The sequence below is a fragment of the Planktothrix sp. FACHB-1355 genome, from assembly GCF_014748295.1.
Taxonomy (GTDB): Bacteria; Cyanobacteriota; Cyanobacteriia; order Cyanobacteriales; family Aerosakkonemataceae; genus Aerosakkonema; species Aerosakkonema funiforme_A.
In genome coordinates, this window is sequence record NZ_JACJUP010000706.1 from 1 (window position 1) to 3,682 (window position 3,682).

A 3,682-nucleotide genomic window follows, 5' to 3' on the forward strand; every position below is an offset into this window, starting at 1 on the left:
GAACTGGAGGAAAAAAGAGATTAGGGGTTAGGGGCTAGGGGCTAGGGTAGAGGGGTAGAGGGGCATAATTAATTTTTTCCCCTTTTCCCTTTCCCCTTTTTCCTTTTCCCTAGCCCCTAACCCCTAACCCCTAGCCCCTAGCCCTTCTTCAGCGAATAGTCAGCAGATAACGACCTCGACTTCCGGCTTTGTAGGCGTTAACTACTGCCCGGTACACACCCGCACGAGGTAAAGTGACGGTAAGCACAGAATTGCGATCGTTTTGAGTAACGTTGTTATTTTCTGCCAACTTCTGACCGTCTGGCCCTAAAAGAGCCAGATACGGATCGAAATCAGCACTTTCTAGGGTAATCGTCACCGATTGACCCGCATTACCCTCAAAAGAATAGACTCTGTAAAAACTGCCATCAGAAGGCAGTACCGCCGTACCTGGGCCAAGCACACCTTCTTGCTGTAAGATGAAATTTTCTCCCCTGTAGCGATTCCGGCGACCGGCACCAGAAGCTAAGGCACGTAAAATGAAACTCCCCGATTCACCTGGCTCATAGGAGTTGGCAAGTAACAAATAAGTGCCTGACATGGGCAAGGTCACGGCAATTCTGGCATTTTTGCCGCCCGCAGAGTCATCATCTTGCGCTATTTCGCGACGATTGGGGCCAATGAGAATCAAAAATGGGTCAATTTCCCGACTGATCATTTCGATCGCCACTTGTTGACCGGCAGTTCCCTGAAAGCTATAAACTTTAAAAAAACTATTATCCACCGGCAAGATGTTATCGCCTGGGCCAAGCCTATCGTTGATAGGTACACCATTCAGTACCAGACTCTGCGGCGGATTGCCAGTTGTTCTAGGTCGCTGTCGCTGAGTGACGCGGGGAGCGCGTCCTTCCCGCACTGCTGCCAAGAAAGGCATCAGACGGTCTACAGAAATCGCAAATCCGATCCCAATGTTGCCACCAGTACGACTGTTAGTAAAAATCGCCGTGTTGACGCCGATTAATTCTCCTTGGCTGTTCAGGAGTGGCCCTCCCGAATTGCCCGGATTGATGGCAGCATCAGTTTGAATCAAGCCGCGTTCTCTGTCAAGACGGCTGACGATCCCAACAGTGAAAGTGCCGGCAAATCGACCGAACGGATTGCCGATCGCAAATGCTCGCTGTCCCACTTGCACCGAACCGCTACGCGCCAAACGAATGGTAGGCAGATTGCTGGCACCGCGAATTTTGAGGACAGCTAAGTCAACACCATTATTCCCAAACGCAATCACATCTGCTTGAAATCGCCTATTATCCGCCAATACGACCGATACGCTGCGGCGGGAGTCTTGTACGACGTGAGCGTTGGTCAAAACGAGACCGTCTGGGCTGATGATGCTACCACTACCAGTCCCATTGCCCACGATTACAGATACCACTGCGGGACTGGCGCGTTGGTAGACTCGAACATTAATTTGTTCGTCAACGTCTTGGGCTTGTGCTGGCGCACAATCGAGGGATAGCAGACTGGTGATGCCAATAGCGTTAATACCGGTAAGACCGATCGCGGCTCCCGCACTTAATATCCCTGATGTAATTAAAGATAGAAGTTTCTTATTCATCCGATACTTTTTTGCTAACAAAAGCTAACAAATACATAAGTTGAGGTTGTCTCTCAACCAAGGCGTATCAACCAATGCACGAAGAAAGATTCCTCGCGCACCATTCAAGTCTCGGTTCATAACACGATTATCAATCTGAGACTTGATGAATTTAGCCCCGCCTAATTTCTCGATAATTTCGCCTGTCCAGCTAACAGTTTTTGATGTATAAGCTTCGTTAACATCAAGCACTACTTTGCTATATTCAAATGCTTTATGTTTCAATGGCTATCAACCTTCAACTAGGATATGATGTTTATTACGATACTTGAACGCGGTTATAGCTTATTTTGTTCCCAGGATGGCATCACCGCATTGGATGGATTTAGCTAGAAATTTTCATCGCGGTTTGATTTATCGATCGTCTGAGCAGCAATTGCTAATTTTAACGAGGATCTGTAGGTACTCCCAAAGGTTTTCCATACCGATCGTAAACTAAAATATCCCATTGTCCATTGACGCTGGTTTCAAAAGCAATTATAGTACCATCTCCATTAATTGTAGGATTTCGTACTTCTGCTTGCAAGTTGGCTGTGAGGTTGCGTAACAGGCGCGTTTGGCGATCGTACAGAGCAATGCCCGATCGACCTTGGCGAACGGTGGCGAAGACGATATAACGACCATCTTGGGAAATAGAAGGATGAGTTGCGATCGCATCGAAGGAGTTTAGTCCGGGCAAATCGAGCAAACGCCGCTCCACTATATCGTAAAGATAAATATCCTGACGCCTCCTACGATCCGAGCTAAAGACAATGTAGCGACTGCCGATTTGCGGTTCCATATCAGCAGCAGGACTGTTAATAGTTCCTTCTCCCGCATCGAAGGGAAGTTGTTGGATGGTGGGATAAGTACTGCAAGCAGTTAGACTTAGAGTAGTAATAACCGAGAATAAGATAAACCGCTTCACAAAGGCGACCCGTTAACGAACAATCAACAATTGTCAATTCCGTTTTTTTATTTTGAGATTCTAATTTTTAATTTCTGCCGATGGTGGACTATCGGCCATATCTAACTCAATATTTGGCCCTCGATCGATTACCTCGATATCCCACTGACCGCGACTGCCAGTTTCATACACGATATATCGACCGTCGGGACTAATACTTGGATGTCGTACTTGACCTCGATACCATAATGTGAGGGGTTGAGATCGCTCAATGGCGCGATCGTATACCGCTACGATCCCTCTACCTCGATCGTCAGCGATGTAAGCAATATAGCGACCTGTATAACTGAGGCTGGGATGTTCTGCGATTTCCCCCGGACGATTCAATCCCGGTAAATCCATCAACTGCTGCCTCTGCACATCGTACAGCAGAATTCCCCGCCGGCCATTGCGGTTAGATACAAACGCCAAAAAGCGCCCGTCTCCACTCAACGCCGGTTGCTCTTCGCTGTATCCGCTGTTGAGGGAGCCCAAGCTAAGGGGATTTGGCATCGTACTACAGGCAACAAACAAGCCAGCCACAGTCAAAGTTATTCCCCAATGCAGCCAGCGCTGGGCTGGGGTTTTAGGCATTAATTTCTTAATATGCTTTCTATTTGTCGAAATTGTTGGAATTATCCTCCTCATCCTCATTCGGATCGATCGGTTGGTAATCCACATAATCGCTTGTAGGTTCTACATTTCTAGTTGAGCGATCGTAACTGGAATCTTCCACAGAACGACGGCGGTCACGCGATGAAGCGGTTTCAGGACGACGGCGTTCGTCGCTCCTCGAACGAGTGCTACCGCGAGGGGGTACATCTTCCACATTATTACCCGCATCTCCCCACTCATCGCTTAATTGAGAGGATGGTGCTTCCGGACGGGGGCGACGTTTGCGGCGTGTTTCTGTAGAAGTGAGTTTATCGGAATTGCTGTTCCGACTTGAGGGACGGCGACGGCTTTCAGTACCGTAGCTTCCTCCGTTACGAGAACTTCTGGAATCTCGATCTCCTCGCAGGCGGGGACGCATCAGATCTTCTTCATCGGGTACGAGTGCATCGAGTTCCGCATCCTGATAAACCCTGTAGTTACTGCTCACGGGGCGCTCTTTATCTACG

General features: G+C 48.4%; 4 protein-coding genes and 1 pseudogene. All 5 read right to left on the reverse strand.

The window, feature by feature from the left end; genetic code table 11:
- Nucleotides 1-148 precede the first annotated feature (148 nt).
- Nucleotides 149-1,597, reverse strand: a complete 1,449-nt coding sequence (locus tag H6S82_RS23415; protein WP_190475634.1) for a trypsin-like peptidase domain-containing protein — start codon at nt 1,595-1,597, stop codon at nt 149-151.
- A gap of 24 nt (nt 1,598-1,621) precedes the next feature.
- Nucleotides 1,622-1,861, reverse strand: coding sequence for a zinc ribbon domain-containing protein (locus tag H6S82_RS23420; protein WP_322112035.1), 240 nt, complete (start codon nt 1,859-1,861; stop codon nt 1,622-1,624).
- A gap of 160 nt (nt 1,862-2,021) precedes the next feature.
- Entirely contained in the window at nt 2,022-2,543 is a 522-nt protein-coding gene (locus H6S82_RS23425) for a PD40 domain-containing protein (RefSeq protein ID WP_190475636.1), read from the reverse strand.
- Nucleotides 2,544-2,603: 60 nt separating this feature from the next.
- Entirely contained in the window at nt 2,604-3,155 is a 552-nt protein-coding gene (locus H6S82_RS23430) for a PD40 domain-containing protein (protein ID WP_190475639.1), read from the reverse strand.
- Between the two features lie 19 nt (nt 3,156-3,174).
- Nucleotides 3,175-3,682, reverse strand: a pseudogene (locus H6S82_RS23435) (hypothetical protein); the annotation flags it as partial.

Excerpts from the sequence above, each read along its gene's own strand:
- H6S82_RS23415 (WP_190475634.1), bottom strand. The coding sequence starts at position 1,597 with ATGAATAAGAAACTTCTATCTTTAATTACATCAGGGATATTAAGTGCG.
- H6S82_RS23430 (WP_190475639.1), bottom strand. The coding sequence starts at position 3,155 with ATGCCTAAAACCCCAGCCCAGCGCTGGCTGCATTGGGGAATAACTTTG.